The following is a 25,555-nucleotide window of genomic DNA, read 5'->3' on the forward strand; positions in this document are numbered from 1 at the left end:
ATTAAGCTCTGACAGATCAAATACACACTATGTGTTTTTAAATGTATGCACAACTAAAAGATTTAATTTTTACTTATGCAACTAAAAAGTGTTATAATTATATTCATAAAAAAAATTTTAATATTTTTGAGACACTAAAACACTGATCTACGAATAAGATTGATCCCTCAATGATAAAAATGGCCTTAAACTTTAAAGGAAATAGCACTATGAATGAGAGCGGTCTTTATGGCCACATATTTCCATCTTTTACAGCATTTAAAACAGTTTCTTTATTCTATTCAATTTTGATAATCTAAAAAACACTTATTGATGTTCATCAGTCTATCATCATTGTTCTAATATATTAAGAAACCTCATAATATCGACTCGACACTGATTTGAAATTTTTATAATTATAGTCGATTAATTCATATTTGATTTGTCATATACTGAAAGGGACATTCTATTCATGTCTATAAACTTAGAAATGCAAGGTACAAGCAACAGAAATTCCCCTCGTCGTATTTTGTTTGCAAGCCTTATTGGCCCAACAATTGAATTCTTTGATTTCTATGTCTTTGCCACTGCCGCAGCTCTTATATTTCCTCATGTGTTTTTTCCAACACAAAATGATCAGATTGCCATTTTACAATCTTTTCTGATCTTTGGAGCAGCCTTTTTTGCTCGGCCCTTTGGATCAATTGTCTTTGGACATTTTGGAGATAAAATTGGAAGAAAAGCAACACTCATTGCCTCTCTTCTCACAATGGGTCTTTCAACAGTCATTATTGGTTTTCTTCCCACATATGAAACCGCTGGATGGTTTGCCCCCTTCCTCTTAACCTTGTGCCGTATTGGACAGGGAATGGGATTAGGGGGAGAATGGGGAGGCGCTGTTTTGCTCGCAACAGAAAATGCCCCTCCAGAAAAGCGGGGCTGGTATGCAATGTTTCCCCAATTGGGCGTTCCAATCGGTTTGTTTTTATCCATTGCTGTTTATTTAGGTCTGTTATACTTCCTTGATCATGATGCACTTGTCGCTTGGGGATGGCGCATTCCTTTTATTGCTTCAGTTGTTTTTATGATTATAGGATTATGGGTTCGTCTTTCAATCAATGAAACTGTTCAATTCAAAAAAAATCTTGAAAGTAAAGAACGTGTCAAAGTTCCTATCATCGATGTCTTTTTAAAATGTCCTCGAATTTTATTTCTTGGAATATTTTCTGGTATGGCAACATTTGTTTTGTTTTACTTGGTTACTGCATATTTGTTAAGCTATTCAACAAACCATTTGCAATTGTCATATTATCAAGCTCTTCAAGTCGAAATTGTCGGTGCTATTTTCTGCGGAATTTTTACGATCATTACTGGAAGACTCGCTGATCGTATTAGACGAAGAACTTTGATGATTTGGATTACAATCATCACCGGTATCTATTCTTTCGCAATTCCTTATTTCTTAAATTCCGGAGTTATAGGAGTCCTTGCAATGTCTGTCATTGGTTTGTCTATCATGGGGATGATATACAGTCCTCTTGGTGCTGTTTTGGCTTCACCATACCCGACAGCCATTCGATACACAGGCTCTTCTATTACTTTCAACTTATCTGGTATCGTAGGAGCCTCTCTCGCACCTTATATTGCAGAATACTTGGTGCAACATTTTGATACGTCTTATATCGGCTATTATTTGCTTTTTGCTTCTTTTATTTCACTGATTTGTTTTGTCGGATTTACAGATGATGAAATATCCAACTAAAATATAATAACGAAGAATAAAATAAAGACTGGCAGAAAAAATGCCGCCAGTCTCATTTTTAAAGACATAGGTTGCGGTATACTCCACCACAATATTCCCGCAAACAATGCACTCAAAAAGAAAAATAAAAAATCCGCAATATTGCTCATATCAGCAACAGCAAATACCCCTGATAGGATATGCGTTGTCCCCAACCACGAAACGCAAAAAAAAGCCAGCATTACAGCCCATAAAACAAGCAAAATTCGATCAATCATCATCGTCATGCCGTTTCATTTTTTTAATTATAGGCCATATCTTGAGCATGCCTAAAAGAAAAATAACAATAAAGACCCAACGCCCTCCCCCTGATCCTTCCACAATAAAAAGGGCTGGGTTTACGATTCCTACCAATCCTATCAAAACCATAACAAAAGATACGAGGCGCATTAAACTTGTTTTTCCCAACAACGATCTTCAGTCTGTTGCCAATAGGTTAAATTATGATTTTCCATTTTATATTTTTTCCACTGCGCCCGAGCAAAATTCAACTGCTCATCATTTCTACCATCAAATAGTACGACAAGCCGTTGATAAGCATTAATATCCGAACAAACAGCTCCCTCTATGAGAAAACGAATCTTTGAATCATTCGGATTTTCTTGTCCTATCGTCAGAAATACAGGCTGAAGGTTCGCATATTGATCACACTCCGTTCCATGTCCAATAAATGATTCATCAGCATAAACCCATAAATGCATATCTATAGAATCGCGTTGTTCTTCACTCACGCATTGTATTGTTACCTTACCAAAACGAGCCAATGCACGCTCCACAAGCGTTGGCAAAATATCTTTCAGCGTTGACTGCGTCAAATGATAGAATAAAATGTCCAACCTCTTAAGCCCTCATAACTCTTTATAAAAAAGCTAACATCTTTTTTAGAGACACTTCTATACTCCTCATATAAAAGGAAACGGTTCAAGATATAAACCTCTTTTTCAATTGAGATGCATTATCTTTTTGCCCGTGGTTTTAAAAGACTCTTTAAAAGATAAAAAAAATTATTTTCAACGTTAATAAAAAAGTTTTTTAAATTATTTTCTAGATTCTTTGTAGACTATCATTAAAAATAAAATATAATATGTGAAAAAATTAAAGGGAATTTAACGAGAAACCTTATATTATTTATTTGCTAAAAATGTCCAATTCATGGAAGGATGTTTTTTTAATTTTATTGCATTTTAACCGGAAGCAGTAAAAATATTTGCTATCGAATTAAAGACTGAGGATGTTCCCCAATTTATGCGTATTATTGAGTTCTACATCCTGAAACGTGTCTTTGTTTTGTTTAGTTCTGTCATGATTGCAGCAGTAGGCGTTAGTTGGACGGTGCAAATTCTTGCGCGGATAAACTTTCTCACAACAAGTAAACAAACACTCCTCACAGTCTTGCAATTTTCATTCTCATTGGTTCCTTCTGTTATTTTTCTTGTCATTCCATTTGCATTAATGATCGCAGTTATAACTACCCTTTCAGCAATGAATCAAGACTCAGAACTTGCTGTTATTAATGCCTCTGGTTTTCCTAAGAGTACTGTTTGGAAACCTATTCTTCTTCTTGCTATTGTTGCATCATGTATCTCCTTTTCTATAGCTAATTTTGTTGTTCCTCAAGCGCGTCTTCATATGCGACAAATGCTAGCAAGTGCCCATTTTGATCTTATTAATCTGTTCATTAGTGAAGGAAGCTTTCAAAAACTCGCCAATAACCTTTACATAGAGATCGGCGAACGGAATCCAAACGGAACACTTGGACGTCTTTTCATTGCCGACCAGCGTGACCCTAAAACTGATCTTTTTTATTATGCAACAAAGGCCTCTATCGTAAGCAATCAAAACGGTCGCTTTTTAATCCTCAATAACGGTGAAATAGAAAGAGTTAATCATGAAAATAATAGCGTTTCAATCGTTCAATTTAGCGCATACACCTTTAGCCTAGGGGAATTTATTCCCAGTGATAAAACACCTACTCTTTATCCAAAAGATCGGTCTCTTTCTTATTTACAAAAACCTGACCCAAAAGATCCCTACTATCAACGAAAACCACTCCAATATAAAGCTGAGTTTCACCGCCGACTAACACAATGGCTCTATCCAATCGTTTTTTCACTTATTGCATTAGCAGCGGCGGGAAACGTAGGCTCCCATCGACAAGCACGCTACTGCGCAAATTTTTCGGCGATTGCCCTTTCTTTTCTGGTCTATTGGATAGGGTATTTTTTCGCCGAAAAAGCAAAAAACGATCTTGCATATGTTCCCCTTCTCTATATTACGCCCATAGGAACAAGTCTATTTGTCTTTTTTATGCTTTTAACGAATCATAAAATTGGACTCCCCGCAAAACTTAATGAAATACTTCAAATCACTTTTCAAAAAGTAGTGAACAAATTTGAACATCGAAAATCTCAAGATTCTCTGGATGAAATATCATGATTGGGTGGACACTTGGACGCTATTTTTTTATACGTTACCTTAAAATAACTTGTTATTTTTGGGGGAGTATTTTTGTTCTTGCTCTTTTAATCGATTTTACAGAAAACTCCGGTAGACTGCCTTCCCTTCCGCATTATACCGCAAAAGATGCATTTCTCCTCTCTGTTTTACGCATCCCTTTTATTATGCAACAACTTATCCCTTTTATTGCACTCTTTTCTGCAATGACAACGCTTATCTCGCTTAATAAAAAACTTGAACTTGTCGTGACGCGCTCAATCGGTGTTTCTGCATGGCAATTTCTTATGCCAGCTTGTTTGGGAGCTTTTCTTTTGGGATTATTTTCAATTCTTCTCATCAATCCACTCGCTGCCTGGGGATTTTCTCAAGCAGAAAAAATGATGACTGAATGGCGCAATAATAATGTCCTAACATCTCTTCATAATACGCGTATCCACTGGTTAACACAGCGTACAGATTTAGGTAGAACAACCATTGGAGCTAAATTTATCACCGATCAAGGGCTTTCTCTTCTCGATGCAACCTTTGTACAATACAAAGACGACGCAACCGTCAAAAATTGGATTAACACCCCAAAAGCAACCTTGACCAATGGCGCTTGGCTATTAACAAATGGAACAATCTATAAAATAGGACATCCTCCTGAAAAATTTACCGTGTTGAAAATAAAAACCAATCTAAAGCCTGAATTTTTAACGGAACGTCTAGTGAACCCCGCAACTATTCCATTTTACCAATTGCCAAAAAAGATCATGATCGCACGTTCATTTGGCTATTCTGCTCATAATTTTGATATGTATTTACAATCTTTGATTGCCTTACCGGCATTGCTTGTGGCAATGACTCTCATTGCAGCAACTGTATCTTTAAATTTTACACGTTTTGGACAATCTAGAACGTTGATTCTTGGTGGCGTAATAGCTGGATTTATGCTTTATGTTATTTCCGTACTTGTTCAAGCTTTTGGTAATGCTGGATATATTCCACCAATTATTGCCGCTTGGACACCTGTTGTTATTGCATTATTCTTGGGAATGTCTTTTTTACTTCATAAAGAGGATGGCTAAGTGAAAGCATTAACACGTAAGAAAATCATTTTAACAAAATTAAGTGCTCTCACTTTCAGAAGTGTTATAGCGGTTATTTTAGGAGGAGCGTTGCCTTATTGTGCACACGCCCAAAGCCTTATGTCTCCTCCTCAAAGTCGCATTCAAAACCCAGAACGTCCTCTTTTGCTCTCTGCGGATGAACTCATCTACAACCGTGATGAAAACACTGTTTCTGCCCAAGGTAATGTCCAAGTTGAATATGATGGCAATAAAGTTGTCGCTCAAAAAATCATTTACAACCAAAAAACAGGACGACTTATAGCACAAGGAAACGTTGAAATTACTCAAAAAGATGGTAATAAGATTTATTCTAATCAAATTGATATGACCAAAGATCTTGGTGAGGGTTTTGTAAACGCCTTACGCATTGATACAGCCAACAATGTGCACTTTGCCGCTCAAAATGCTACACGCAAAAATAATCAGGTAACAATCTTTGAAAATGCAAGCTATACAGCCTGTGAACCTTGCTCTTATAAACCAGATAGAGATGTCTTATGGAAAATTAAAGCCAGAAAAATCATATGGAATAATCGCGTAAAAAAAATTCGTTTTGAAAATAGCAGTTTTGAAGTTTTTGGTGTACCGATTATAAAATTTCCAAATTTTGAGCTCTATGATCCAACTGTCAGGCGTGCTAGTGGTCTGCTTACGCCTAATTTTTTCTATACTGATTATCTCGGTATGGGGATGAAGAATTCTTATTTCTGGAATCTCGCTCCCCATTATGATTTTACGCTTTCTTCTACGGTTTATACTCAACAAGGACTTTTAACCGAAGGGGAATGGCGTCAGCGTTTTAAAATGGGCAGTTATAACATTCGCTTTGCTCATATATATCAAATGAAACCGCATAGATTTGATGATGATACGATTGATGCACAGCATAAAAACCGTTATATGCTGGCAACAAAGGGGGATTTTCGTATTAATTCACACTGGACTTATGGATGGAATATTCTTGCACAATCCGATCGGCATTTTAGTCGTGCCTACAAGCTTGAAAACTATAGCAATCCTACACAATTTTCCCAGATCTATCTGAATGGTCTTGCAGGAAAAAACTATTTTGATATGCGTTTTTATCATTTTAAAATTCAAGATTCGATATTGAATGATCCTCATTATGAACGTCACTCTCAGCAAGCATGGGTTCTACCACGCATCGATTATTCTTTTATACCAGATGAGCCCATTTATAATGGAGAGCTTATCTTCCATAGCAATATACAATCAATTTACCGTCGTCATGCCGACTTCAGTTCACCCAACTGGAACGAAAATCCTCTCAACACTGTAAGACTTTCTGGCATGGCTGGAAATAGTTTGCGTTTAACAAATGAGCTTCAATGGAAAAAGCGCTTTAACACGCACAATGGCCTCATATTAACCCCCCTTCTTTCTCTACGGGCCGATATCCTTACAACCAATGTACACGAAAATCATGCTGCTTCTGTAGAAAACAATAGCTTATCCGCAATTCGTGGCTCAACAATTCGTAGTATGGCAACAGCAGGGTTGGAAGCACGCTATCCCTTCCTTATTACAGCTGCTCATTCTACACATATTATAGAACCAACCGCACAAATTTTTATACGCAATAACGAAAAATATATCGGACAACTTCCTAATGAAGATGCACAAAGCTTTGTCTTTGATGCAACCACTCTCTTTCAACGAGATAAATTTTCTGGTTATGATCGTGTAGAAGGTGGTACAAGAGCCAATATAGGTCTAAGATATTCTGGAAGCTTTAATGACAATTGGTCTCTTTATGGTCTCATTGGGCAATCCTTTCATCTGGCAGGAAAAAATTCTTTTGTAGGAAAAGACCTTGTTAATGTTGGTATTCATTCTAGCTTAGAGGCAAAACGTTCAGACTATGTTGCAATGTTTGGCGCAACCCATAAAAATGGTTTTTCCTTAGAAACACGTGGACGCTTTGACAAAAAAACAGGAAAAATCCGCCGTAGTGAAGTCGAAGCATCACAAAGGTGGAAAAATTTTTGGGCCTCTGTACAATATGCTTATATCGCAAGCCAACCGAATTACGAATATCCACGAGAGCGCCAAGAAGTTTCTTTTCAAACGGGCTTAAAACTGGCAGACTATTGGTCCATTAATAGCAATGCCGGTTATGATCTCGTATCTGGTACATTCATAAAACGAGGAATTAGCTTGAATTATATAGATGAATGTTTCGGGTTCACATTCGGTTATCAACAAGTAATGAATCCGGGGAGAAAAACACCCTTGCAAAACTTTAATTTCTCTCTCTCATTGCGTACAATCGCAGATATCGGAAAAAAGATAAATTCAAATTTATAAAGAGAATGTATAGGTAATTTAACTTATTATTGTTTTTATGAAAGAAAACGTGTAGTTTAAGTCATTGATGAGAATTAATAAACATTGCGAAAGCTTATTTACATGAATAAAAAGCTTATTTACATGAATAAATTGAAAAAGCATGTTCTTGCTTTATTTTGTATTACGTCTTTGAGCGTAAGCAGCCTGCTGATAAATGAATTTTTGATTCCGTCGGCATTTGCTCAGACTGCTATTGTTGTTACAGTTAATGGCAATCCTATCACAAATTATGATATACAAAGGCGCATTGCATTTCTCAGATTGCAACACAAACAAGGCAATTTGGTGGCTCAGGCTAAAAAAGAGCTTATCGAAGAAGAACTAAAAAATATTGAAATAAAGCGCCGTAATGTTGAGGTAAGCAATGATGAAGTTGATAAAGCTTTTGAGAATTTTGCAACGCAAAATAATATGACAATTGATCAGCTCAACCAAATTCTGATCCAAAATGATATCACTGTACAACATTTTAAAGATTACATCCGTGGACAAATAGGATGGGGGCGTCTTGTTAGCGCACGCTATCAAGCTCAAATGGGTATGGTTAGCGAACAAGAAGCTGTGCGCAGAATATTAAAAAATGGTGGTGTTAAACCTTCAACCAACGAATATACATTACAGCGCATTGTTTTTGTTATTCCTGCCCATCGTCGTTCAGAAATCTTGGAAAGACGTCAAAGAGAAGCGAGCAATTTCCGCGCACATTTCCGTGGATGTGCAAATGCTCACAATCAAGCAAAAGGTATTTTAGACGTTACGATCCGTCATTTAGGAAAGTTTCTGGAACCTCAACTTCCCAGTGCATGGGAGCAAGCTATTCTTGCAACACCTGCTGGAAAAATGACAAAATTGCAAGAAACATCTGATGGAATCGAAGCCATTGCTGTTTGTAAAATAAAAAGGGTTTCTGATGATTATGTTGCTCGGCTGATATTTTCTCTTCAAGATAGTAAAAAAAGAAGCCCGAAAAAACTTGAAGAATTAAGCGAAAAGTATTTAGAAGAACTGCGGCGCGTAGCACGTATTCAATAATGACGGCTCTTGTTGTTAGTGGTGGGGATCCTGCCGGAATTGGTCCTGAAATAGCTCTAAAAGCGTGGAATTTGCGTGTTACCCGCCAAGTTCCGGCTTTTGTGCTTATCGCCGATCCAGATGTTATTCATTCACGCGCTCGTTTTTTACAGATGGATGTTGAGGTGGAATCTGTTTTAACCACCGATCCTGTCAAAAATTTTCAAAACGCTCTCCCTCTCATACCGTTAAAAAACAAACAAAGTGATCAATTAGGTTTTCCTTCTCCAAACAATGCTGCTGGAATCATTGAGGCTATTGAGCGCGGTGTTCAATTGATTCAAAGTGGACATGCTTCCGCATTGGTTACTTGTCCTATTGCCAAAAAGAATCTTTATGACGCCGGATTTGAATTTCCAGGTCATACAGAATTTTTAGCCGATTTGGCCCATAAAGCTTTTCATAAATGTTATCATCCAGTTATGATGTTAGCAGGGCCTCGATTAAAAACGGTACCAATGACTGTTCATATTCCATTTAAAGATGTTCCTTCACAGCTGACCCGTCATTTAATCATTCAAACGGCCTTCATTACTGAATGCGACTTAAAGACACGATTTCAAATAACGTCACCTCGGCTGGCTGTCGCTGGTCTTAATCCTCATGCTGGAGAAGAAGGTGCAATAGGAAAAGAAGATATTGAAGTTATCACTCCTGCTATTGAATATCTTAAAAAGAAAGGCCTCAATATTACAGGTCCGCTTCCTGCCGATACAATGTTCCATGAATGCGCAAGAAAAACATATGATGTTGCTCTTTGCATGTATCATGATCAAGCTCTTATCCCTGTTAAAACATTAGATTTTGATACCACCGTTAACGTCACGTTAGGTCTACCTTTCATTCGTACGTCTCCAGATCACGGAACTGCTTTTGACATTGCTGATAAAGGCATAGCTTCTCCTGAAAGCTTTATTGCTGCCCTTAAACTTGCAAATAAACTTGCAAAAAATAATTCGATATCATGCCAATAGATAATCTCCCTCCCCTGCGTGAGGTCATTGATACATATGGGTTACAAGCTCATAAATCTTTAGGGCAAAATTTCCTTTTTGATCTGAATTTAACATCTAAAATTGCGCATCAAGCAGGCAATATAGAAGGAAAACCTGTTCTTGAAATTGGTCCAGGTCCTGGAGGACTCACGCGCGCTTTGCTAGCAAAGGGCGCTATTGTAACAGCAATAGAGCGCGATGAGCGCTGCATACCAGCCCTCTTAGAAATAGAAAAGCACTATCCGAACCAATTAAAACTTATCTGTAATGATGCACTGAAACAAGATTTTTCAAAACTCTTTGAAACGAGCCCAGAAAAACCACGCATTATCGCCAATCTTCCTTATAACATTGGAACGCAACTCTTATTAAATTGGCTTTCAACTGAACCATGGCCCCCTTTTTATGAATCAATGACATTGATGTTTCAACGTGAAGTTGCCAAACGAATTACGGCCAAACCTCAATCTTCTCATTATGGACGTCTTAGTGTCTTAACTGGCTGGCGTACCATGGCTAAAATTGCCTTTGATGTTCCTCCTCAAGCCTTCATACCAGCGCCTAAAGTAACTTCTTCCGTTGTTCATATCATTCCACGCGCTCAACCTCTTGTCTGCTCTGCACAAAAACTAAGCTTTGTTACAAAAACCGCTTTTGGACAAAGACGAAAAATGCTTCGTCAAAATTTCAGAACTCTTGGAGGTGAAATTCTTTTAAAAAAAGCTGGAATTGATGGGACACGCCGTGCTGAAACACTTTCAATTTCTGAATTTGTGACTTTAGCGAATTTGATAACCTAAAAAGTACAACTTTTTCAAAACAACAAAAATATTAATCAATCTTTTCAGAAATAAGTTCATCAATAAAAGTTTCAAGAAAAGCACATCTCTCGCGTTTTGCGGTTTCAGCTAAATAAATTGACCTAATAAAAGATAAAGACTGATCTAAATCTTCATTAATCACAATATAATCATAGGAACGCCAATGTTTTAGCTCCGTTCGTGCATTTTCCAATCGTAAATTGATGATATCTTGACTATCTTCTGCTCGACGATGTAAACGTGAAACCAGCTCTTTCATTGATGGTGGAAGAATAAAAACAGATACGGTGTCTCCTGGCATCTTTTTTTGCATCTGCTTGGTGCCTTGATAATCAATATCAAATAGCATATCACGGCCAACACTCAATGTATTTTCAACAGTTTCACGTAACGTGCCATAATAATTCCCATGGACTTCTGCCCATTCAATAAATTCATCTCTATCACGTTTATGGTCAAACTCTTCCTTTGAAATAAAGTGATAGTGGAGTCCATTGACTTCACTGGAACGCTTTTTCCTTGTGGTCACACTGACAGAAAGCTCTAAGTGTCCATCTTTTAAAAGTAATCTCGAAATTGTTGATTTACCAGCACCTGAAGGTGAAGAGAGAATAAATAAAAAACCGCGGCGTTGTTTTGTTTTTAGAGTATTCAATTCACTTTCAATGACTGTCATTACACCACTCTACTTTGTATAAATTTTTCTTCAAAATTTGGACGATACATTATCTAAACTTTTCCCTAATCAATTTTTTTAGCCGTTCTCAATATTATTCTACACTTTTATTGAGATAATTTATCAGAAATATATTAATTTATCTCTTAAATATTTTGTATCTATACGCTCATCCTACTTGTAACATACAAGAAAATCATTTTTTATCATTCTCATCAAAAGTTTAAGCAGAAAAATCTTACTATATTGGGGGCTCTCATTTACGATGTCAAAAAATGCGGTATCATTATAAATCAATGTCCTGCCTTTAATTCTCGCCATTTGCGAACATTCATATTATGTTCTTCTAAGGTTCGAGAGAAAACATGTCCTCCTGAACCATCTGCAACAAAATAAAGCGCATCACTGCTTGGTGGATGTGCCACCGCTTTCAAAGAATCGCGACCTGGATTTGCAATAGCTGTTGGGGGCAAACCATTAATTTTATAAGTATTATAGGGTGTTTCCTTCTCAAGATCTGAACGGTAAATCGCACGTCCCGATGGCTTTCCTTTTCCTCCAAAGAGACCATAAATTACCGTTGGATCCGATTGAAGACGCATATGCTTTGCAAGGCGGTTATAAAATACCGCAGCAACCATTGGCCTCTCTGCTGCAACACCTGTTTCTTTTTCAACAATTGAGGCCAATATGACAAATTCATCAATTGATTTAATGGGTAAATCAAGTGAACGCGTAGCCCATATCGCATGAATTAATTTTTTCTGTCCCTCATACAATCTGTTTATAATTTCTTTACGTGTTGTCCCCCGAATAAAGCGAACAGTATCCGTCATCAAATAGCCCTCTGGAGGCAAAACTTTTGGAAGGTCCCCAATCAAAATTTCATTTGCCGCTAAACGATCGAAAACTTGCTGAACCGTTAAACCTTCCGGTACTGTAAAGGTATACTCAATGGATTTTCCTTTCACAAGAATATCCATAATATCCTGCATTGAAGCATGGGCTGGAATTAAATATTCACCAGCCTTCAGGTGACTTGTGTTTTTGTGATAGCCAACCCCATAAACAAAAATATCTGATGATCGAATGAAACCACGTTTTTCTAGTAATGAAGCAATTTCACGAATTCCTGTGCCAGGACTGATAAGAATAACTTGTTCTTCCTCAATTTTTCCCTTTTCTTCAAAAATACTTTTTCCAATATAAAGAGGAATACTTATGCCGAAAAGAATAATCACAATCAGCATGAGAAAAAAATGACCAAGAATGACCAATGGATTACGGACGATAGATGATTTCTTTTGTTTTTTATGTGTTAACATGCCTAACTATCTGCTCAATGATTCAAAGAGGAATCACTTATGTCCTTTAATGATTTTCCATTTTTCACATCAGACATAACCCCTCAAAAGCGATTAAGGACAATATTATAACTTCTTATTCACCTTATAATAAAGGTGAAAATTCAAAAGCAGAAATTAAATAAAAATACTTATTATCCCCTAAAACGCTGCATCACCAACGATGCATTTGTCCCACCAAATCCAAAAGAATTGGAAAGAATCGTATCAATCTTTCGTTCACGTGGTTTGTGCGGGACAAGATCAATTTTCGTTTCAATCGATGGGTTGTCAAGATTAAGTGTCGCTGGCGCTATGTTATCCCGTATAGCTAAAACACAAAAAATAGCCTCAGCAGCACCGGCTGCACCAAGTAAATGCCCGATAGAGGATTTGGTTGATGACATAGAAACTTGTGGTGCATAATTCCCTAAAACACGCTCAACAGCTGCTAGCTCTATGGAATCAGCCATCGTTGATGTACCATGAGCATTAATATAATCAAGTTCACTCACATTCACTTGTGCGCGCTTAAGAGCGGCCATCATACTACGCTGAGCCCCTTCACCACTTTCTGAAGGCGCTGTAATGTGGTAAGCATCACCCGATAAACCATAGCCGATAACCTCAGCATAAATACGTGCTCCTCGTTTTTTAGCATGTTCCAGTTCTTCTAAAACAACAACCGCCGCTCCCTCCCCCATCACAAAACCATCACGATCAGCATCATAAGGACGTGAGGCCCGTTCAGGATCATCATTGCGACAAGTAGAAAGAGCTCTACAAGCAGAAAAGCCCGCGAGAGATATCCGATTTATCGGAGATTCGGCCCCCCCTGCCACCATAACATCTGCATCACCGAACATAATCAAACGTGTCGCATCACCGATCGCATGGGCTCCTGTCGAACAAGCCGTCACAACCGAATGATTAGGCCCCCGTAAACCATATTGAATGGACACATAACCAGAAGCAAGATTAATCAAACGACCTGGAATAAAAAAAGGAGAAACACGACGCGGACCTTTATCACGAAGCGTATAACCAGCTTCAACAATGCCCTCAATCCCCCCAATCCCCGAACCAATTAATACCCCTGTACAAATCTGATCTTCATCATTCTTAGGAAACCATTCAGCATCTGCAAGTGCTTGGTTAGCAGCAGCCATTGCATAAACAATAAATGCATCAACCTTCCGTTGCTCTTTAGGTTCCATATACAAATCAGCATTATAAGTGCCCTCTGTTCCGTCCCCTACAGGGATACGCGCTGCAATCTGGCATGGCAAATCGGACACATCAAATTCAGTAATACGCCGAACACCACTTCTCCCTTCAAGAAGTCGTTTCCAACTATATTCAATATTACCAGCCAATGGAGATACCAATCCTAAACCAGTAACAACAACACGTCTCATAACTTCTAACCTTGAACTAAACTTCAGCTCTCAAAGCTCTCTTTTCAAAAGAACTCCGAAGAATACAGGCAAAAGCAATGAGTGCCTTTGCCCTTTGGTAATTATGCAGAAGCTTTATCAATGAACTTTACTGCATCACCAACTGTGAAAATCGTTTCAGCAGCTTCATCTGGAATTTCTACACCAAATTCTTCTTCAAAAGCCATAACGAGTTCAACGGTATCAAGGCTATCAGCCCCTAGATCGTCGATAAAGCTCGCATTTTCCACGACTTTATCAGCATTAACCCCAAGATGTTCCACAATAATTTTTTTAACGCGCTCTACTGTATCACTCATATTGAAATCCTCGAATTTATATTTTCCTATAATTTGGTTAACTATATCGGCTCATCTAATCAAGCAATAGATGCATTCCTTTAAAAGATTTTAGCAATGATTTAAAACATCCTGTGGATATCCCCTACAAAATGAACCAATCTGACATTCTGACATCAATTGATCAACGATCAAGTTAAAGAAATAGCGCATCTTTTCATTTTAATCGTTACTATCTAAAATAATACAGCTTATAAATCAATGTGGAATACAAGAAAATACTTAAATCATTGCCATTCCACCATTAATATGGAGTGTTTGACCTGTCATATAGGCCGCTTCATCGCTCGCTAGATAAACAGCAGCAGTGGCTATTTCTTGCCCACTCCCCATACGCTTCATTGGAATCGCAGCCATAATAGCTTCTTTTTGCTTTTCATTAAGCTTATCTGTCATTGCAGATTTAATAAATCCTGGAGCAATACAATTGACAGTAATGTTTCGCGAAGCAATTTCTTGTGCCAATGCTTTAGAAAAGCCTATCAAGCCTGCTTTTGCAGCACAATAATTCGTTTGTCCAGGATTTCCCACAACACCAACAACTGATGTGATATTAATAATCCTTCCATAACGACGACGCATCATAAAATGTGTTAATTCACGCGTCAAAAGAGAAGCAGCTGTTAGATTAACTTCTAAAACTTCATCCCAGTCTTTATCTTGCATACGCACAAAAAGACCATCCCTGGTGATTCCCGCATTGTTGACCAAAATATCAACACCATCCATTTCTTTTTCTGCAACTTCAGCCAATTGTTTAATCGATTGACGTTCAGAAAGATTAGCGGGAAACACAAAAACATTCTGTCCTAATTCTGCTGCCACTTCTTTAAGCTTGTCTTCACGTGTTCCATGAAGCCCAACAATGGCGCCTTGTGCATGGAAACAACGTGCAATTGCCTCACCAATTCCTCCTGATGCCCCCGTTACAAGAGCTTTACGTCCTGTTAATCTAAACATTTTTTTAACTCCTTATAGATTAAACGCCAAGCATCCCTAGCGCTGATTCTATTTCATCAACTGTTCCAATTGTTACCCCCTTTATATCCTTGTTAATACGGCGCGTTAAACCTGTTAATACTTTTCCAGAACCAACTTCAAAAAGCGTATCAACCCCATTAGCACCGATCCATTCTATTGTTTCACGCCACCGCACCCTCCCAGTCACTTGTTGAACAAGAAGAGTAGCAATACGCTCAGGATCGCTTTCTGGTGCAACAGAAACATTGGCAATCAAAGGAACAATAGGGGCGTTTTTGTTAACAGTCAAAAGTGCTTTCTTCATGGCATCCGCAGCAGGCTGCATTAAAGACGAATGAAAAGGAGCAGACACCGGAAGGAGAAGTGCACGTTTTGCACCTTTTGTTGATGCAAGCTCTACCGCTGCCTCAACGGCTTTTGCTTCACCTGAAATAACAATTTGCCCACCACCATTATCATTAGCAATCTGGCATAGTCCTTCTCCAGAAACAATTTTGCAAATTTCTTCCACAACGTGCTCTTCCAAACCGATAAGTGCTGCCATAGAGCCTTCACCAACCGCAACAGCAGCCTGCATGGCATTGCCACGAATGCGCAAAAGCTTTGCCGTATCGGTGAGACTCAATGCACCAGCAGCACAAAGAGCCGAATATTCGCCTAAAGAATGACCGGCAACAAACTTTACCTTTTCTTCTATACGAAGCCCTAATTGTTCCATCACACGAATGACAGCCATGGATACAGCCATTAATGCTGGTTGTGCATTGGCTGTTAACATTAAAACATCTGCTGGACCTTCAAAAATGATCTCTGATAATTTCTCACCCAAAGCATCATCAACTTCCTCGAAAACCATTCGCGCCACCAAAAATTGCTCTGTAAGCGCCTTCCCCATCCCAACAAGTTGACTCCCTTGCCCTGGAAAAATAAAAGCTGCACCCATTAATCGACTCCTCAATTGTGCCATTAAATGATTTTCTTTTGACCTTATTCTTCCGCAAAAAGTCAAGATAAAGTGCTTTATTTAGAACGAATATCTCTCTTCAAATTATATTTTAAGGGTGGAATTTGATATAAAAACTTAGGAAAATAGGGGGCTATAAACTGAATAACGCCCAAACTTACGAGACTTCCTAAAATTGTACCTGCTAAAATATCAAAGGGATAATGTACACCCACAAAGATGCGTGCCCAAGAGATCAAGCATAAAAACACAACGGCAAATTTAAAAGTACCTTTGTATCGGTAAAAATAAAAGCTCGCTGTATAAGATGCAATGGTCAAGGCATGATTACTAGGAAAAGAAGCCGTTGCACGGTGTTTAATCAGTGGTGTTGTCAGCCCTACAACGAATGGGCGTGGATGAAAATAAATGAGAGAAATGAGATAACCTATAAAAAGAGCAGTACAAATGCTCATGCAAATGCTTAGCACGACACATCGTTCCCTTTCTCCACCACAAAACCACAACACACAAAGATGAAGAGGAATCATGTAAATTAAAAACTTTGCACAAAAAATACTAAACAAAACTAGAATTGACCAAGACTGATGATTACCGACAAACATCTTAAAAAGTGTCACATCAATCTGGTTTAAAAAATCCATTTTTCTCTCCTTTAGCTGTATGTTACAGCACTATCTCTTTATAGAAGAGGGAAATATATTGAAAATATATCAAGATTTAATAAATCTATTTTTTTATGTGTATAAACTTGCTATTTTAAAAGATAACTTGTAGATATGAAATGTTCGTTGCCGGCACTTTAGCTGGAGGTTGAACGGAGGGCTGTAAAATATCAGTAGGAAATACAATGTTTCCGGCCTCCCGTGTCTCCGCTCTGAGATGTCTCAAATCGTAAACGCGTCCTTTCTTCTTTGGATCTCCCAAAAAGACAAGTCGCAGAGGCTTTGCGCTAAAACCGGTAAGATTTAATTGAAGAAAGGCAAAACAATGGCTCTTTATGAACATATGTTCCTTGCCCGACAAGACATTGCACCGCAGCAAGTTGATGAACTTTTAAGTCTTTACAAAGGTGTCATTGAAACGCACGGTGGAAAAGTTGGGCGCGTAGAAAATTGGGGACTTCGTCCTCTTGCTTATCGTATTCGTAAAAACCGTAAAGCTTATTATGTATTGGTCAATATTGATGCACCAGCTGCAGCAATTGCTGAAATGGAGCGTCAAATGCGAATCAATGAAGATATTTTGCGCTACATGACCATTCGTGTAGAAAAACACGAAAAAGAAAAATCTGCAATGCTTTCACATCTTGATCGCAATGCGCATAGTGGTCAAGATGAAGAGCGCTCCCGTTCCCCACGTCGTCAACGTGAAAATGCTATAGAAGGGGTAGAATGATGACTGATACGAATCAAAACTCTGCACGTCGCCCTTTTCATCGTCGTCGTAAAACATGTCCTTTTTCGGGGGCTAATGCGCCCAAAATTGATTATAAAGATATCAAATTGTTACAACGTTATATTTCTGAACGTGGGAAAATTGTTCCTTCACGAATTACGGCTGTTAGTCAGAAAAAACAGCGTGAATTAGCTAACGCTATCAAACGCGCTCGCTTTTTAGGCTTACTTCCATACGTTATAAAGTAAACAATCAAGACATTCTAGCAATTGGAGAAATTCTCCAGTTGCTTTTCTTTTATGGTTTAGAAAAATAGCTTATTGTATCCTATGTTAAGCTCTTAAATATAAAAGTTGAGGTAGTGATATGCCTCTAACTGCAGAAAGCAGGACAGCAATAAATGAAAGAAAATCGTACTTATGAGATATTAACCGGTGTTTTAGCTGGATTGTTTGCTGTTGTGATAGGCATGGCAATCTTCAGTGTTGCCAATATAGCTCCCGCTTTTTCTCTTCTTCTTGGCTGCTTTCTTTCATTGCCAATTTTTATTGTTGCATTTGGTCAAGGAACATTTGCCAGCTTTGTTGCCTTAATAAGTGCGACTGTTATTCTTGTCATAGCCACGGATATCTATATTGCTCTTGGGCTTATGCTGTTATCTTTTCTTCCCGCTGTTTATGCCTCTTGGCTCCTTGGACTTGCGCGACCAGCGCAAAAGGAAAACACACTGATATGGTACCCATTATCATCCGTTATTTTTCATTTAACCAACTTTATTGCTCTTATTGTCACCTTCATTGGACTCTATGTGAAAGCTGCGACAGACACCTCCCTCATTGCACAAGGGATCATTGAAAACATAATACAAGCTCTACAACAATTGCAGTTATTAAAAGAAGATAATATACTTAATGTTCGTGAGTTTTTAATGGCGCATGCTGCAACTTTAGCAGCTATCGCTCTGATAGTTTATAGTTTGATTTTTCTCATTGGTAATCTTTATTTTTCAATGATAACAGCCCAGTACATGAAGTGGCTGAAAAGACCTCGAGATGATTGGAGTACAACTTTTCGCCTGCCAATTTCTGGAATTGTTATTTTCATTGTTGTTTCCATCGCATCAATGACTGAATTGAGTGGTTCTCTTAATTTGGGGACATGTGTCTTTAGTTCTGCCTATACTGTCATCATATTAATTAGCGGTCTAGCCTATCTTCACAATATCACAAAAGGCGTCAACGGTCGGATTATTATACTTTCTCTTGTTTATATTGCTATTTTAACTGTCGTTTTTTTCCCGCCTATTTCTGTCTTGATGATTTTGATGGGTATTTGGGCTGCTATTCAATACAACTTTCAATCACGCAAAAGACTTCCCTAAATTTATTTGTTCGAAAGGAAAAAACTATGGATATTATTCTACTTGAGCGCATTCCTCGTCTTGGTCAGATGGGTGATATTGTCTCAGTGAAAGATGGTTATGCACGTAATTTTCTCTTGCCTCAAGGTAAAGCTTTACGCGCAAATGAAGCTAATAAAAAACATTTTGAGATTCAACGTGCACAACTTGAAGCACGTAATCTTGAACGCAAAAGCGAAGCACAAAAAATTGCTGAAAAACTTGATGGTCAATCATTTATTGCTGTTCGTTCTGCTGGTGAAACAGGACAACTTTATGGATCTGTGTCAACGCGTGATATTGCTGAAATCATAACAGATGAAGGATTCTCTATTGGGCGAAATCAAATTGAACTTAATCATCCAATAAAAATGATCGGTCTTCATACGATTACTCTTAGCCTCCATCCTGAAGTTCAAATTTCTGTGGTTATTAACGTTGCACGTTCCACCAGTGAAGCGCAACGCCAAGCAGAAGGTGAAACTCTTACTTCTTCTGAAGAAATATATAATATTCAAGAAGAAATATTAGAAGAAAATCAGGAAGAATTATTGGGAGAAGAAATTAATGACAACGATATAAACAATTCTCATCAAGAAGTTTAATTGCTTCTTTTGCTTTCTGTTTTATATCTTTTATTCCATTTAAATATTGGTCATAAAATACTCACGCTTTAAAACTGAGTATTTTATGGCTATCATACGTAAAGAATCTAATTTTGTGAAGAATTAGAAATATATTATCTAAAGCTATTGCATGCCTAAAATGATAATATCACTTAAGAGGCAATGTTTTTGTTTTCCAGTATAAAAGAAAAAATAATTTAAAGCTCTCTCCTTAAGGGTAAGTTTTGTACGAGCGGTAAGTTAATTATATCCTCATGTGATCTACAATGATTTCAATGACAAAGAAGTCATTCCACTGACACTGGTATTAGAATTTTAAAATCACATAATTTCAAAATACTTAAATTTAGAGTGCCTAAAGCTCCACTTTAAAAATCATATATTATAAAAATAGAACATACGAAATAGATGTTATATTAATAATACACGAATGATAAATGAGCAATTAGAAGAGAGTTTTTAAAAATTATATGATTTTAACTTAAAATGAAGCTTTGTAGCTCTATTCTTTTAATGTACGATTTTAAATTTATCGCCTAAAGTAGCTAGACTTGGAATTTTAGTGGGAAAATATTATGGAAGAAACTAGTATTGTTAATATCAGCTCTTCGAAAAAAGAAGATTCCCCTTCTTTTCGGCAACTTCCACATAATATTGAAGCTGAACAGGCATTACTTGGTGCTATCTTTATCAACAATGATTCTCTCGACCGCGTTTCGGATTTTCTAAAACCAGAACATTTTTTTGAACCGTTGCATCAAAAGATTTATGCTGTTTTATCTCACCTTATTAAAACAGGAAAACTTGTAGATCCGGTTACGATCAAGCCTTATATCCAAATGGAAGAGAAAATTGGAGATATTACTGTATACCAGTATGTTGTTCGCTTAGCCAAAGAAGCGGTCACCATTATTAACGCTGAAGATTATGGACGCGTTATTTACGACCTTTTTATCCGTCGTTCTTTGATTAACCTTGGAACTCAAGTTGTCAATACGGCCTTTGATGCTCCTGTAGAGCTTACGCCTACCCAACAAATTGAAACTGTTGAAAATCAGTTATTTGAGCTCGCAGAAAAAGGGAAATATGGAGGCGGATTTGAAAATTTTAATGAGGCTGTCAAAAAAGCACTCGATATGGCAAGTGCTGCGAAACAGCGTTCTTCACAATTATCAGGGATAGCCACCCATATTAAAACACTTGATGAAAAAATGGGGGGATTACAAGCATCTGACTTAATTATCCTTGCGGGACGCCCTGGTATGGGTAAAACTTCACTAGCAACCAACATTGCCTTTAATATTGCCAATGCTTATAATCATAATGGTAATATCCAAGACAATGAAGGCGGCGTTGTAGGGTTCTTCTCACTTGAAATGTCCTCAGAGCAGCTTGCAACACGTATTATTTCTGAACAAACAGAAGTCTCTTCTTCTGATATTCGACGTGGTAATATTTCAGATGAACAATTTTCAAAAATCATCCGTGCGGTGAACCAGCTCCAAAAAGCCCCCCTTTATATTGATCAAACTGGAGGAATATCAATTACGCAACTGGCTGCCCGTGCCCGGCGTCTCAAGCGACAACATGGCTTGGATGTCTTGTTTATTGATTATATCCAACTCATGACAAGTAGCTCAAAGCGTTCATCTGAAAATCGTGTTCAAGAAATTACAGAAATTACTACAGGGTTAAAAGCATTAGCGAAAGAATTGAATGTTCCTATTATCGCTCTCTCTCAACTTTCACGTCAAGTCGAAAATAGAACAGATAAACGTCCACAACTCTCTGACTTACGTGAATCTGGTTCTATTGAGCAAGATGCCGACATCGTTCTATTTGTCTATCGTGAAGAATATTATTTCAAAAATGAAGAACCAAAATTAGGCACTTTGGAACATCAAAAATGGCAAGATGAAATGGATAAAATTATGGGAAAAGCTGATGTTATTGTTGCAAAACAACGTCACGGACCAACAGGAATCGTATCCCTTGCCTTTCAATCTGATTTCACACGCTTTAGTGATTTGGCAGATAGCAATTATCTTCCAGAACAAATTGGTTAAATCACCATGGTACGGAACCGACTTAAATTTATCTGTCAAAATTGCGGAACGGTCCATTCCCGCTGGGCAGAAAATGTAGCGCCTGTGGAGAATGATATTTCTTATTAAAGAGTTATTTTTCGATGATTTCGGCTGTCATTATTTGACATCTAAAAAGCTCTTGAATAAGATTAATCTTAATAATATATCTTTTAGTATTGCAAGTAGGATACATATATCTAAAATTCATAGCTACTTTAAATGTTGCTATATTGTTCCTTCTTTTAAAAAAATCCTTCTCATAAGACACTCATTTTCTTGTTATTAAATTCAAAAATAATTGCGACTGTTGCGCAAGGTAAGCTATTATGTAAAATATCAGAAAATTTCTACTTCGTAAAACAATCTCTAATCTTTATAACAAAAATACTTTTTAATCTGTATGAAAAAACGACCCTCATTACCGCATATAAAAAACAAGCTGTGTTTTAAATACTACAGTACAGAGACAATTCTATAACATGCAAAATATTCTTGATATAAAATTGTATAAAAATTGATATCTAACAAAGGGAAAGTATATAATTATGCTAGAAAAAAAAGAAGACTGCGATAGTAAATTTGACAGTCTTGATGAAGCTATCAAAAGAGTTATTGATATAGCAAGTGCTGCAAAAGAGCGCTCTTCGCAAATATCAGGGGTAGCGACTTACATTCAAACACTTGATGAAAAAATAGGAGGATTACAACCATCCGACTTAATTATCCTTGCCGGACGCCCTGGTATGGGGAAAACATCTCTGGCAACCAACATTGCCTTTAATATTGCCAATGCTTATAATCATAATAGTAATGCCGAAGAACACAATAGCAATACCGAAGAAAATGAAGGTGGCATTGTAGGATTCTTCTCACTTGAAATGTCCTCAGAACAGCTTGCAACACGTATTATTTCTGAACAAACGGAAGTCTCTTCTTCTGATATTCGACGTGGTCGTATTTCAGAAGAACAATTTTCAAAAATTATTCGTACGATGAAGCAGCTCAAAAGGGCCCCCCTTTATATTGATCAAACTGGAGGAATATCAGTTTCACAACTGGTGGCCCGTGCTCGACATCTCAAGAAAAAACATGGTTTAGATATTTTAATTATCGATTATATCCAACTCATGACGAGTGATTTAAAATACACATCTGAATATCGTATGCAAGAAATTACTGTAAAATTAAAAGCGTTAGCTAAAGAATTAAATATCCCTATTATTGCTCTTTCACAACTTTCACATCAAGTTGAAAACAGAACAGACAAACGCCCAAAACTTTTAGATTTAGGTGGATCCGGTTCTATTGAGCAAGATGCCGACATCGTTCTATTTATCTATCGTGAAGAATATTATCTCAGAAATGAAGAACCAAAGATCGGTAGTCTTGAACATGCAAAATGGCAAGATGAAATGGATAAAATTATGGGAAAAGCTGATGTTATTGTTGCGAAACAACGTCACGGTCCAACAGGAACTGTGCAACTTGCTTTTCAAGCTGATTTCACGCGCTTTAGCGATCTGGCAGATAGCAATTATCTTCCAGAACAAATTGGTTAAATCACCATGGCACGCACTCGTGTTCAATTTATCTGTCAAAATTGTGGAACCATCCATTCTCGTTGGGCAGGGAAATGTAGCGCTTGTGGTGAATGGAATTCTCTTGTTGAAGAAAATATAGATGGTGGCATAGGAAGTGGCCCTAAGCAAAATACTCGTAAAGGACGCATCGTCGCCCTAACATCTCTTTCCGGAAATCTCCAAGATGCTCCACGTATTCATTCTGGTATTGCTGAACTTGATCGTGTTACCGGTGGGGGCTTTGTCCGTGGATCAGCACTTCTTGTTGGGGGTGATCCAGGTATTGGAAAATCAACATTGCTCACACAAACAGCTGCGGCTTTATCTCGCAAAGGACATAATGTCATCTATGTCTCAGGTGAAGAGGCTATTGCGCAGATTTGTCTGCGCGCGCAAAGGCTTGGCGCTCATAATACAGAGGTGAAACTTGCTGCTGAAACCAATGTTGAAGATATTCTAGCAACCTTAAGCGAGCATAAAAACCTTGATATGGTGATTATCGATTCGATTCAAACCCTATGGTCAGATACAGCAGATTCAGCACCGGGCACTGTCACACAAGTCCGTATTGGTGCTCAAGCTATGATACGCTTTGCCAAGAAAACAGGCGCTGCTGTTGTTCTTGTTGGTCATGTTACAAAAGATGGACAAATTGCTGGCCCTCGGGTCGTTGAACATATGGTTGATGGCGTTCTCTATTTTGAGGGTGAAGGAGGGCATCATTATCGCATTCTTAGAACTGTAAAAAATCGCTTCGGGCCAACAGATGAAATTGGTGTCTTTGAAATGTCTGATAAAGGATTACGCGAAGTGATTAATCCATCCGAATTGTTTCTAGGGGAACGCAATGAAAAAGCACCAGGTGCTGCTGTTTTCGCCGGCATGGAAGGAACACGCCCGATATTGGTAGAAATTCAAGCACTTGTTGCTCCCTCTTCTCTTGGAACACCACGACGTGCGGTTGTCGGATGGGATGGAAATCGTCTTTCTATGATTCTTGCCGTTTTAGAAGCCCATTGTGGCATTCGTTTTGGGCAGCATGATGTTTATCTGAACGTGGCAGGTGGATATCGTATATCTGAACCTGCTGCCGATTTAGCTGTAGCGGCTGCTTTGGTATCTTCTCTTGCCAATATCCCTCTGCCAACGGATTATGTATATTTTGGGGAAGTCAGTCTTTCAGGAGCTACCCGCGCTGTTGCACATTCAGCCCAACGCATCAATGAAGCAAAAAAACTCGGCTTTCAGGGAGCCTTTCATCCCACGACAACAACCGAAATGATGAAGTCGCTCAATTTTCAACAAAAAACTTTCTCCGACCTTCCCGAACTTGTTGCCACGCTTACCGCAAGTAAAAAATTGTCCGCACCATAGGCAGGATAATATAGAAAAAAACCTATAAAATACAAAATATCCTTGCTATAAGAATAAAAAATGGCGTAACAAAAAATATATTTGCGCACAGACTTAAAGAACACAAATTTATGTATAAGGAACAAACAAATGATCATAACAATCCTTGATGGAATTGTCGTAGTAATCATCCTGTTGTCCGCTTTTCTTGCTATGCTTCGAGGATTTTCACGTGAAGTGTTATCGTTGATTTCTTGGGCAGTTGCAGCTGTTACGACACTGTTTTTATTCAAGCCTGTCTTACCTTTCTTTGAACAATATCTCTCTAATAAAATGATTGCATTGATCACAACATTGGTCACAATTTTTATTGTTGTTCTCATTATTACTTCAATTATTACAATGAAAATCTCTGATTTTATTATTGATAGCCGAATTGGTATTCTTGACCGCACTATTGGTTTTATTTTTGGAGCACTTCGCGGTTTACTGATTATGGTCATCGGTATGTTGCTGATTAATGCCTTAATTAAGCCTGAGCACCAAGCGAACTGGTTAAAAGATGCTAAAATGAGGCCTATGTTAGATTCACTGGGACAAAAAGTTTGGGAAATACTCCCAAAAGATCTTGGATCTGTTCTCGAAAAGGCGGAAAGTTTGTTTAAAGACAGTGATAAACATACGCATAAGCAAAACTCTCATGAAAAGACACTTCTAAAAAATGGAGAATAGCTTTTCATGTGGACAGAG

The 25,555-nt window shown here is 37.8% G+C and carries 23 protein-coding genes and 2 pseudogenes; 15 read left to right on the forward strand and 10 right to left on the reverse strand.

Annotation, left to right across the window (positions count from 1 at the left end; genetic code table 11):
* Window positions 1-451: 451 nt before the first annotated feature.
* Complete coding sequence (locus PVV57_RS01510; RefSeq protein ID WP_273717549.1) at window positions 452-1,741, forward strand: MFS transporter; 1,290 nt, start codon at window positions 452-454, stop codon at window positions 1,739-1,741.
* Here PVV57_RS01510 and PVV57_RS01515 read toward each other — a convergent pair.
* From PVV57_RS01515 to PVV57_RS01525, 3 genes are read right to left on the reverse strand one after another with little or no spacing between them, the layout of a single operon-like run.
* Window positions 1,738-2,001, reverse strand: coding sequence for a hypothetical protein (locus PVV57_RS01515; RefSeq protein ID WP_273717688.1), 264 nt, complete (start codon window positions 1,999-2,001; stop codon window positions 1,738-1,740). The two genes, PVV57_RS01510 and PVV57_RS01515, sit on opposite strands and share 4 nt — an antisense overlap.
* Window positions 1,991-2,170, reverse strand: coding sequence for a hypothetical protein (locus PVV57_RS01520; RefSeq protein ID WP_273717689.1), 180 nt, complete (start codon window positions 2,168-2,170; stop codon window positions 1,991-1,993). The genes PVV57_RS01515 and PVV57_RS01520 overlap by 11 nt, the downstream gene beginning before the upstream one ends.
* The gene (locus PVV57_RS01525) at window positions 2,170-2,616 is read right to left on the reverse strand and encodes a DNA polymerase III subunit chi (RefSeq protein ID WP_273783298.1); all 447 of its coding nucleotides are present in this window, start codon (window positions 2,614-2,616) and stop codon (window positions 2,170-2,172) included. Before PVV57_RS01525 ends, PVV57_RS01520 begins: the two co-directional genes overlap by 1 nt.
* Before the next feature lie 409 nt (window positions 2,617-3,025).
* Between PVV57_RS01525 and lptF the strand changes: the two genes are divergently transcribed.
* From lptF to rsmA, 6 genes are all read left to right on the forward strand, one after another.
* On the forward strand, window positions 3,026-4,216 hold the full coding sequence (gene lptF / locus PVV57_RS01530; RefSeq protein ID WP_273717551.1) for an LPS export ABC transporter permease LptF: 1,191 nt from the start codon (window positions 3,026-3,028) through the stop codon (window positions 4,214-4,216).
* Window positions 4,213-5,304 (forward strand): LPS export ABC transporter permease LptG, encoded by a 1,092-nt coding sequence (gene lptG / locus PVV57_RS01535; protein ID WP_273717552.1) that lies wholly within the window; start codon window positions 4,213-4,215, stop codon window positions 5,302-5,304. Before lptF ends, lptG begins: the two co-directional genes overlap by 4 nt.
* Window positions 5,305-7,674 (forward strand): LPS-assembly protein LptD, encoded by a 2,370-nt coding sequence (locus PVV57_RS01540; RefSeq protein WP_273717553.1) that lies wholly within the window; start codon window positions 5,305-5,307, stop codon window positions 7,672-7,674. It begins immediately after the preceding gene.
* Between the two features lie 123 nt (window positions 7,675-7,797).
* Window positions 7,798-8,748 carry a peptidylprolyl isomerase gene (locus PVV57_RS01545; protein ID WP_273783300.1) on the forward strand — a complete coding sequence of 317 codons (951 nt, stop codon included), beginning with the start codon at window positions 7,798-7,800 and terminating at the stop codon, window positions 8,746-8,748.
* Entirely contained in the window at window positions 8,748-9,761 is a 1,014-nt protein-coding gene (pdxA, locus tag PVV57_RS01550) for a 4-hydroxythreonine-4-phosphate dehydrogenase PdxA (RefSeq protein WP_273783302.1), read from the forward strand. The genes PVV57_RS01545 and pdxA overlap by 1 nt, the downstream gene beginning before the upstream one ends.
* Window positions 9,752-10,582, forward strand: a complete 831-nt coding sequence (gene rsmA, locus PVV57_RS01555; protein WP_273783304.1) for a 16S rRNA (adenine(1518)-N(6)/adenine(1519)-N(6))-dimethyltransferase RsmA — start codon at window positions 9,752-9,754, stop codon at window positions 10,580-10,582. The genes pdxA and rsmA overlap by 10 nt, the downstream gene beginning before the upstream one ends.
* A 31-nt stretch (window positions 10,583-10,613) precedes the next feature.
* Here the strand turns inward: rsmA and gmk are convergent, their stop codons facing one another.
* From gmk to PVV57_RS01590, 7 genes and pseudogenes are all read right to left on the reverse strand, one after another.
* Complete coding sequence (gene gmk, locus PVV57_RS01560) at window positions 10,614-11,279, reverse strand: guanylate kinase (protein WP_273783306.1); 666 nt, start codon at window positions 11,277-11,279, stop codon at window positions 10,614-10,616.
* 293 nt (window positions 11,280-11,572) lie between these two features.
* Window positions 11,573-12,681 (reverse strand): annotated as a pseudogene (mltG, locus tag PVV57_RS01565) (endolytic transglycosylase MltG).
* A gap of 96 nt (window positions 12,682-12,777) precedes the next feature.
* Entirely contained in the window at window positions 12,778-14,040 is a 1,263-nt protein-coding gene (gene fabF / locus PVV57_RS01570) for a beta-ketoacyl-ACP synthase II (protein ID WP_273783308.1), read from the reverse strand.
* Window positions 14,041-14,141: 101 nt separating this feature from the next.
* Entirely contained in the window at window positions 14,142-14,378 is a 237-nt protein-coding gene (locus PVV57_RS01575; RefSeq protein ID WP_004860281.1) for an acyl carrier protein, read from the reverse strand.
* 261 nt (window positions 14,379-14,639) lie between these two features.
* The gene (gene fabG / locus PVV57_RS01580) at window positions 14,640-15,377 is read right to left on the reverse strand and encodes a 3-oxoacyl-[acyl-carrier-protein] reductase (RefSeq protein ID WP_273717560.1); all 738 of its coding nucleotides are present in this window, start codon (window positions 15,375-15,377) and stop codon (window positions 14,640-14,642) included.
* Between the two features lie 19 nt (window positions 15,378-15,396).
* Window positions 15,397-16,341, reverse strand: coding sequence for an ACP S-malonyltransferase (fabD, locus tag PVV57_RS01585; RefSeq protein ID WP_273783310.1), 945 nt, complete (start codon window positions 16,339-16,341; stop codon window positions 15,397-15,399).
* A gap of 77 nt (window positions 16,342-16,418) precedes the next feature.
* Window positions 16,419-17,006, reverse strand: a complete 588-nt coding sequence (locus PVV57_RS01590; protein WP_273717562.1) for an undecaprenyl-diphosphatase — start codon at window positions 17,004-17,006, stop codon at window positions 16,419-16,421.
* Between the two features lie 346 nt (window positions 17,007-17,352).
* Between PVV57_RS01590 and rpsF the strand changes: the two genes are divergently transcribed.
* The 8 genes and pseudogenes from rpsF (at window position 17,353) to PVV57_RS01630 (ending at window position 25,537) form a co-directional block, all read left to right on the forward strand.
* Window positions 17,353-17,760, forward strand: coding sequence for a 30S ribosomal protein S6 (rpsF, locus tag PVV57_RS01595; RefSeq protein WP_273717563.1), 408 nt, complete (start codon window positions 17,353-17,355; stop codon window positions 17,758-17,760).
* Window positions 17,760-18,008: a 30S ribosomal protein S18 gene (gene rpsR, locus PVV57_RS01600; protein ID WP_005773744.1), complete on the forward strand. Its 249-nt coding sequence runs from the start codon at window positions 17,760-17,762 to the stop codon at window positions 18,006-18,008. Before rpsF ends, rpsR begins: the two co-directional genes overlap by 1 nt.
* A 152-nt stretch (window positions 18,009-18,160) precedes the next feature.
* Window positions 18,161-19,141: a hypothetical protein gene (locus PVV57_RS01605; RefSeq protein WP_273717564.1), complete on the forward strand. Its 981-nt coding sequence runs from the start codon at window positions 18,161-18,163 to the stop codon at window positions 19,139-19,141.
* Window positions 19,142-19,167: 26 nt separating this feature from the next.
* Entirely contained in the window at window positions 19,168-19,764 is a 597-nt protein-coding gene (rplI, locus tag PVV57_RS01610; protein WP_273717565.1) for a 50S ribosomal protein L9, read from the forward strand.
* 596 nt (window positions 19,765-20,360) lie between these two features.
* Window positions 20,361-21,851: a replicative DNA helicase gene (locus tag PVV57_RS01615; protein ID WP_273717566.1), complete on the forward strand. Its 1,491-nt coding sequence runs from the start codon at window positions 20,361-20,363 to the stop codon at window positions 21,849-21,851.
* 635 nt (window positions 21,852-22,486) lie between these two features.
* Window positions 22,487-23,431, forward strand: a pseudogene (locus tag PVV57_RS01620) (DnaB-like helicase C-terminal domain-containing protein); the annotation flags it as partial.
* A gap of 6 nt (window positions 23,432-23,437) precedes the next feature.
* The gene (gene radA, locus PVV57_RS01625; protein ID WP_273717567.1) at window positions 23,438-24,826 is read left to right on the forward strand and encodes a DNA repair protein RadA; all 1,389 of its coding nucleotides are present in this window, start codon (window positions 23,438-23,440) and stop codon (window positions 24,824-24,826) included.
* Between the two features lie 129 nt (window positions 24,827-24,955).
* Window positions 24,956-25,537, forward strand: a complete 582-nt coding sequence (locus PVV57_RS01630) for a CvpA family protein (protein ID WP_273717568.1) — start codon at window positions 24,956-24,958, stop codon at window positions 25,535-25,537.
* Window positions 25,538-25,555: the final 18 nt, after the last annotated feature.

This window comes from Bartonella sp. AU15XJBT (assembly GCF_028618615.1).
Lineage (GTDB): Bacteria > Pseudomonadota > Alphaproteobacteria > Rhizobiales > Rhizobiaceae > Bartonella.

Coding starts and splice junctions, on each gene's coding strand:
- PVV57_RS01590 (WP_273717562.1), bottom strand. CDS start 17,006: ATGGATTTTTTAAACCAGATTGATGTGACACTTTTTAAGATGTTTGTC.
- lptG (WP_273717552.1), top strand. CDS start 4,213: ATGATTGGGTGGACACTTGGACGCTATTTTTTTATACGTTACCTTAAA.
- fabF (WP_273783308.1), bottom strand. CDS start 14,040: ATGAGACGTGTTGTTGTTACTGGTTTAGGATTGGTATCTCCATTGGCT.
- PVV57_RS01510 (WP_273717549.1), top strand. CDS start 452: ATGTCTATAAACTTAGAAATGCAAGGTACAAGCAACAGAAATTCCCCT.
- lptF (WP_273717551.1), top strand. CDS start 3,026: ATGCGTATTATTGAGTTCTACATCCTGAAACGTGTCTTTGTTTTGTTT.
- pdxA (WP_273783302.1), top strand. CDS start 8,748: ATGACGGCTCTTGTTGTTAGTGGTGGGGATCCTGCCGGAATTGGTCCT.
- gmk (WP_273783306.1), bottom strand. CDS start 11,279: ATGACAGTCATTGAAAGTGAATTGAATACTCTAAAAACAAAACAACGC.
- PVV57_RS01575 (WP_004860281.1), bottom strand. CDS start 14,378: ATGAGTGATACAGTAGAGCGCGTTAAAAAAATTATTGTGGAACATCTT.
- PVV57_RS01615 (WP_273717566.1), top strand. CDS start 20,361: ATGGAAGAAACTAGTATTGTTAATATCAGCTCTTCGAAAAAAGAAGAT.
- fabG (WP_273717560.1), bottom strand. CDS start 15,377: ATGTTTAGATTAACAGGACGTAAAGCTCTTGTAACGGGGGCATCAGGA.
- PVV57_RS01605 (WP_273717564.1), top strand. CDS start 18,161: ATGAAAGAAAATCGTACTTATGAGATATTAACCGGTGTTTTAGCTGGA.
- fabD (WP_273783310.1), bottom strand. CDS start 16,341: ATGGGTGCAGCTTTTATTTTTCCAGGGCAAGGGAGTCAACTTGTTGGG.
- rpsF (WP_273717563.1), top strand. CDS start 17,353: ATGGCTCTTTATGAACATATGTTCCTTGCCCGACAAGACATTGCACCG.
- radA (WP_273717567.1), top strand. CDS start 23,438: ATGGCACGCACTCGTGTTCAATTTATCTGTCAAAATTGTGGAACCATC.
- PVV57_RS01545 (WP_273783300.1), top strand. CDS start 7,798: ATGAATAAATTGAAAAAGCATGTTCTTGCTTTATTTTGTATTACGTCT.
- rpsR (WP_005773744.1), top strand. CDS start 17,760: ATGACTGATACGAATCAAAACTCTGCACGTCGCCCTTTTCATCGTCGT.
- PVV57_RS01515 (WP_273717688.1), bottom strand. CDS start 2,001: ATGATGATTGATCGAATTTTGCTTGTTTTATGGGCTGTAATGCTGGCT.
- rsmA (WP_273783304.1), top strand. CDS start 9,752: ATGCCAATAGATAATCTCCCTCCCCTGCGTGAGGTCATTGATACATAT.
- PVV57_RS01630 (WP_273717568.1), top strand. CDS start 24,956: ATGATCATAACAATCCTTGATGGAATTGTCGTAGTAATCATCCTGTTG.
- PVV57_RS01520 (WP_273717689.1), bottom strand. CDS start 2,170: ATGCGCCTCGTATCTTTTGTTATGGTTTTGATAGGATTGGTAGGAATC.
- rplI (WP_273717565.1), top strand. CDS start 19,168: ATGGATATTATTCTACTTGAGCGCATTCCTCGTCTTGGTCAGATGGGT.